This is a genomic window from Nostoc sp. NMS4, assembly GCF_017115095.1.
Lineage (GTDB): Bacteria > Cyanobacteriota > Cyanobacteriia > Cyanobacteriales > Nostocaceae > Nostoc.
Genome location: NZ_JABXKI010000363.1, coordinates 1 through 6350 on the forward strand (window position 1 = coordinate 1; position 6350 = coordinate 6350).

The 6350-nt window shown below is 42.3% G+C and carries 5 protein-coding genes; 2 read left to right on the plus strand and 3 right to left on the minus strand.

Annotated features, from left to right (window positions below):
• From HWQ37_RS31120 to HWQ37_RS31130, 3 genes are all read right to left on the minus strand, one after another.
• Positions 1-1051, minus strand: a 1051-nt coding sequence (locus tag HWQ37_RS31120; protein WP_292754538.1) for an ATP-binding protein, incomplete at its 3' end; no start/stop codon positions are given.
• 189 nt (positions 1052-1240) lie between these two features.
• Positions 1241-2416: a hypothetical protein gene (locus HWQ37_RS31125; protein ID WP_292754541.1), complete on the minus strand. Its 1176-nt coding sequence runs from the start codon at positions 2414-2416 to the stop codon at positions 1241-1243.
• 202 nt (positions 2417-2618) lie between these two features.
• Complete coding sequence (locus HWQ37_RS31130) at positions 2619-3047, minus strand: hypothetical protein (protein ID WP_292754544.1); 429 nt, start codon at positions 3045-3047, stop codon at positions 2619-2621.
• 413 nt (positions 3048-3460) lie between these two features.
• On the opposite strand from HWQ37_RS31130, the gene argJ reads away from it, so the two are divergent.
• Positions 3461-4723, plus strand: coding sequence for a bifunctional ornithine acetyltransferase/N-acetylglutamate synthase (gene argJ, locus HWQ37_RS31135; RefSeq protein WP_292754546.1), 1263 nt, complete (start codon positions 3461-3463; stop codon positions 4721-4723).
• Positions 4724-5274: 551 nt separating this feature from the next.
• The coding region (locus tag HWQ37_RS31140) for a CmpA/NrtA family ABC transporter substrate-binding protein (protein WP_292754549.1) at positions 5275-6350 on the plus strand (1076 nt) is incomplete at its 3' end.

Here is a 6350-nt window from a genome sequence, read left to right on the forward strand (position 1 = left end):
CAAACTCTACTAACTGGGTTCCCAAATCAATACCTTGGGGATTTAACCAACAACACCCGCCAGAATAATCTTCTAAATATTGCGATGAATATTGAATAGCTAACTCTGTTTTACCCACCCCACCTTGTCCAGTCACATCGCTAATAGCCACAATATCATTTGCTTGCAATAACTGACGCAATGCTTCTATTTCCTCATCTCTACCAACAAACTTACGAGCTTGACTCTGTGGGATATCATGCGGAATTTCAGACGGATTAAAATGATATTTTTCAATATCTCCATCCCAACTGCGGGAATAAAAATAAGTCGGCAGTTGTTTTTTATCTAAACTATTAAATCGCTGTTTAACTGCCTCAGTAACTTCCTTCATATTCGGTGGAAAAGTGCCATTAGCTGCTGTAAAAGCCTCTCTGACAGCTTGAGAGAAGTATCCTGTTTTATTTTCAGAATTTACCTTAGCTTTTTCTCCTTCCCGCGTAGCCAGTAACACAAATTGTTGACTATCTTGCTTTGGGCGACCACTCAAAAAAGCTTTGCCACCTAAGTTAGTTGGTCTTCCATTCAACTCTAAAACATAATTGGCACAGGCATCAATAATACAAATATGATTACGAATCTGAAATTTATCGGAACCTAACAAAACTAATAAAGAATTCAAATCTAAATTCTGCCAATTCTCTTTATTTGTATCAGCACAAAACAACCGACGCTCTCGTTCTGAGGTAATTAAACCATGTCCTGCCCAAAAAATGTAGAGTAAATCCCCCGATTTTGGGGATAAAAAGTTAGTCACAATGTCGAAAATATTTTGCTCTGTTGCTGACTCTACATTTAACCCACATTCCCCAATTAACTGCTGATTTTCTACCAGTGCTGATAAACATAACCGAATATTCTCCTTCGGTACACCACGCCGATGCAGCCAATGAGCAAATTTCAGCGCGTCATCGGCTGGCCCTCCACCTGTCACGTTCCAAGCGGGTTCGTGGTATTTTTCAATACCCACAATTAAGCCAAAAGTGCGATCGGGTTTAGCTATCAACTGCATGATGACCTAGCCGAATCTGGTTTTTACCCCACCCTAACCCTCCCCTTGCAAAGGGGAGGGAACTAGATTTCCGGCTTCCCCCCTTTGCAAGGGGGGATTGAGGGGGGTAATTTGACTTGTGTGTACACCGTAGCCTTGTATGGCAGAGGTTTGGAGAGGGGTTTTCTAGATACCGTAAAAAGTAAACCATTATGGCAACCTCGAAATAATCGCCTCCCAGGTTTTGGCATTTGTCCAATAAGCACCGTGAGAACGGGGAAATGGTTGTCTGCTATCTACTTGCACATCCTGCACGCGATCGCGGAAAATACCATTACCCACGTAACTGAGAAAATCCCGTAAATCGTAGATATTCAACCATTCCGGGAAATGCTCTGGCAATAACTGCCCATATTCTAAACTGTAGAGGGCGTTAATCTCATATAAAAATGGTGCTTGGGAACCAACTGTTACCAATAATTCCACCCCAGACAAATGCTGCTGCACTAGCAAATCTACACAAGCGATACCTCCCAAACTATGGGCGATTAAAACCACTGGCGGTTCTGCTTGGGCAATTTGTTGCTGGATAAACGCCCTAATTTTTTCACCCCGCGTCAGATACAACAAAATATCACCAGGCATAGGGGAAATTTTATCAGTTAGTTCAAGGCGGTTTTTCTTAACATAATTTGTTCCCATTGGCAAGGCTAATTCAACAAGTGGCTTTAACAACCAGCCACCCAATCCTAACTCCGCCTCTCCCAAAGCCAGAGTCAGCAATTCCACAACATTATCCCGCAATTGGGCATCGGTGAGTATGGGGGGAAATTTTTCTTGCTGTTCGCTAATAAACATTGCTTGAGCCGCGATCGCTCTAGCTATTGGTGCATAATATTCACTCAAATCAGATTCGGAAACTCTGAGCAACGCCTGATGATACGGTTCACTGTGGATAACCGCCTCTCGTGCTGGCTCAAATACCTCTGCAATTCCCGCCTCTTGCAACTTGGCTTGCAGTTGAGATGTCGGAGTCAGACTCGCTACACGAGATTGTAAAACATCCCCTGGTTCCTCCCCAAAGGGATTTTCTGACTCAATCGGTTTTAAAGACAACAGCCGTAATTCATACAGAGGATCGCGGTATAATTGTCCCCACAATACAATATCTGCGTCTTCTTCTGAATCAGATAAAGCCAGTGTCGCATCTTCCAAGGGTACTGATGCCCGATTATCATTGAACTTTGCACCTAATACACCCCAAAGGCAGGGAGAAACTTTGATATCAGGACGTTCGGCGTGAATCTTTTGCTGAATTATCTCAAAGGTTTCGTTGTATTCTTGTTCTCTAATGCCAGTGCCATGAACAAATATTACAGTAGTCATTGCGATCGGGCGGGCTACGCTTATACAAAGCTTTCTTCTGTATTATTCCTCACTACTTTCTCTGACACAAGTTGATTGTATCTAGGACTTACGCACAAATAACGGAAAACAAACCACAGAGGACACAGAGTTCACGGAGAAATGAGAGTTTAGGAGGGTTTTTGCGTAAGTCCTGGTATCAAACAGAATTCAGAATTTTTCTTCAATCACTTGACTTATTAAATACTTCTAATATCTGCCGACAAATCTGTTTGAGCTTATCTTCGATTTCACCAGAAGGTGAAGATGTGCCGACAACACTCCAGTTTTCTACCGTAGAAAGTCGCCACGCCTCACCGCGATGATCGAATCCAGCCACCTCCACACCGATCGCACGGCGGGAATTATTGATCGGATCTTGATAAAATCGGATTTGAATTAAAATACTACGACTTCGCCAAGATTTGCTAATACCAGGAAAGTGAAAACCAATATCTATAGAATCTGGATCGACTAACTCCCTAGTTTCCGGGTCATTTTTCCAGGGTTTGAGATCGGATTTGGCATCAGGAAACTCGAATTTGAACAAATTAACTACCGTGGCAATGTTGCTGGCGAGTTTAAGGTTCGTTGCCTGTTCAGCTGCGTTCACTAAAAAACACTCCTATATTGCGTCGGCATCTTCAAGAATCTGAAGACAGAAAAACCGCCAGAAGGCTTATATGATTGGTGTTTCAGCTTATCAAGACCTTGGAGATTTAGCAACTCTAAATGATATTTCCCTAACAATCTTCGTTATTAAAAAGATACTAAAAATTGCTTCTTGTTGGGACTGGCTAACACCTATTAAGTAATTGTACTTAAAAATTACTCAAAAGCAGACGAAACTCTGCCCTTTGTAGAAAATATCAAGATTTTTGGTTTGGGGAGTTATCGAGAGCGATCGCAGCGCCAACGCCAAGGGCGATCGCAGTTAATTCCTGATTGAGTAATTAAAATTTACCCTCAAAACTTTAAACTATTGAGAGATTGTTCAAATCCCTCAATAGTTTACCCTGAAGAATAATGACAGATTGGCAAGAAATAACAGGTGGCATCACAGCACCAAGGGGGTATCAGGCGGCGGGAATTACCGCAGGTTTGAAACCTTCGGGGTTGCCAGATTTAGCTTTGATATTTTCGGAGGTGGAAGCGATCGCTGCGGGTGTTTTCACCACCAGCCAAGTTAAAGCCGCCTGTGTAGAATATTGTCGCCAACGCTTGCAAGCTAAACACAGCGCTCGTGCCATCCTCTGCAACGCTGGACAAGCAAACGCCGCTACCGGAACTCAAGGCTACCTTGATGCTCTAGAGTCTGCAATGGCTGTAGCCCAAGCCCTGAACATCTCATCTGAATCTGTGTTACTGGCTTCTACTGGCGTGATTGGTCAAAGAATTAAGATGGATGCTTTGCGAAGCGGAATTCCCAAGGTAGTAACAGCACTATCAGAAACCGGCTCAGATGCCGCCGCCGGAGCAATTATCACTACAGACTTGGTAACAAAATCTATTGCCCTAGAGACAACTATAAGCGATGCCCCCGGCGGGCTGCGCCAACGCCCAGTCAGAATTGGCGGCATTGCCAAAGGTTCGGGGATGATTCACCCCAATATGGCAACCATGCTGGCATTTGTGACTTGTGATGCGATGGTTTCACCTCACCTTTGGCAGCAGATGTTAGCAAGGGCGGCTGATAGAAGCTTTAATTCCATTACGGTGGACGGTGATACCAGTACCAACGACAGCTTAATTGCCTTGGCAAACGGTCAATCTCGCACCCCAGCAATTATCGAATGGGGTGCAGAAGCCGAGAAATTAGAGGCGATGTTAACAGCAGTTTGTCAACATTTAGCCAAAGCGATCGCTCGTGATGGTGAAGGCGCAACCTGTCTAATTGAAGTGGAAGTCACAGGGGCCCATGATGAACTCTCAGCCCGACAAATAGCCAAAACCATTGCTGGCTCATCCTTAGTTAAATCTGCAATCTTTGGACGCGATCCAAATTGGGGACGCATCGCCGCCGCCGCCGGACGTGCAGGTATACCCTTTGAGCAAGAAAACCTGCAAATTAAGCTAGGGAATTTTTTAATGTTAGAAAATGGACAACCTTTGCAATTCGATCGTGCAGCAGCAAGTGCTTATTTGAAAAAAGCAGCAGGGGGTGCTTATCTCCAAGAGGATACGGTGTTAATCTCCGTTAATGTTGGTAATGGTTATGGTGTGGGTAAAGCTTGGGGTTGCGATTTGAGTTATGACTACGTGAAAATTAACGCCGAATATACTACGTGAAAATTATATGAAAAATTAGATCCCCGACTTCTTTGAGAAGTCGGGGATCTGGACAACACGCATTTTCACAAATCAAAGAGGATTGCTATAGTTGTTATAAATAAAAACTTATATATGACAAATTCATACTAAAAATAAGTTACAAAAGAAATAAAAACAGGGAATCATAAACTTAATATAATAGTTTTCATAAATAAGAGTTTATATATTAGAAAACCTTCCTACATTTCAGGAAGATAGATAAGTTTTTCTTTATACATACAATTTAATATTTGTTTAATAAATCCATACTTCAAGTTAACAAATTTGGCTTCAAAGGCTGTAAAGTGATTTCAACAAGGTAAATGATACCTCTGCATCACACTAAAAAAGCAGAGCCAATAAATTAGCCGAGTTTTTTTTATATAGGTAGCTATTTCAGCAATGATTTAGCTGCGATCGCTTGGCAAAATCTAGCTTGATTAATAATTAATGGCGCAATAAACATAAGGTTTGTTTTGCCTAAATTGTCATAGCTATAAAAAATAAAAATTGCGTTTTCAGGAGATATTATGACAGAATTTTTTAATCAAATTTCCCGTCGCAAATTCATCGTCACAGCCGGAGTATCGGCGGGTGCTGTATTTCTCAAAGGCTGTTTGGGCAATCCTCCTGACAACCTAACTGGTGGAAACACTCAAGCACAACCAACTGCTCAATCGGTTGCTAATATTAGCCCTGAACAAACACCAGAAACTACTACAGTCAAACTGGGGTATATTCCCATTGTAGAAGCGGCTCCTTTAATTATTGCTAAAGAAAAAGGCTTTTTTGCAAAGTATGGCATGACCAAGGTTGACCTTTCCAAACAAGCTTCTTGGGGTGCAGCCAGAGACAACGTAGAAATTGGTTCTGCTGGTGGTGGTATAGATGGCGGTCAATGGCAGATGCCAATGCCACATTTAATTTCAGAAGGTTTAATTACCAAGGGCAATCAAAAAATTCCCATGTATGTATTATGCCAATTGGTTACACATGGAAATGGAATTGCGATCGCAAACAAGCACCAAGGTAAAGGGATTAGCTTACAACTCGCCGGCGCTAAATCTTTATTTAAGGAATTAAAATCCTCAACACCCTTCACAGCTGCATTTACCTTTCCCCACGTCAACCAAGATTTGTGGATTCGCTACTGGTTAGCAGCAGGTGGCTTAGACCCAGATGCAGATGTCAAATTGCTGACAGTACCAGCTGCGCAAACTGTAGCCAACATGAAAACAGGAACAATGGATGCCTTTAGTACAGGCGACCCCTGGCCTTATCGTCTTGTTCAAGACAAAATCGGCTACGTAGCAGCATTAACGGCAGAAATTTGGAAAAATCATCCTGAAGAATACTTAGCTATCAGAGGCGACTGGGTTGATAAAAATCCCAAAGCTACTAAAGCAATTTTAAAAGGAATTATGGAAGCGCAGCAATGGCTAGATAATTTTGACAACCGCAAAGAAGCGGCTGAAATTCTCGCAGGACGAAATTATTTCAATCTTTCTTCACCAGAAATACTGGCCGATCCATACCAAGGTAAATATGACATGGGTGATGGTCGCAAAATTGATGATAAATCAATGGCAGCTTACTACTGGAAAGA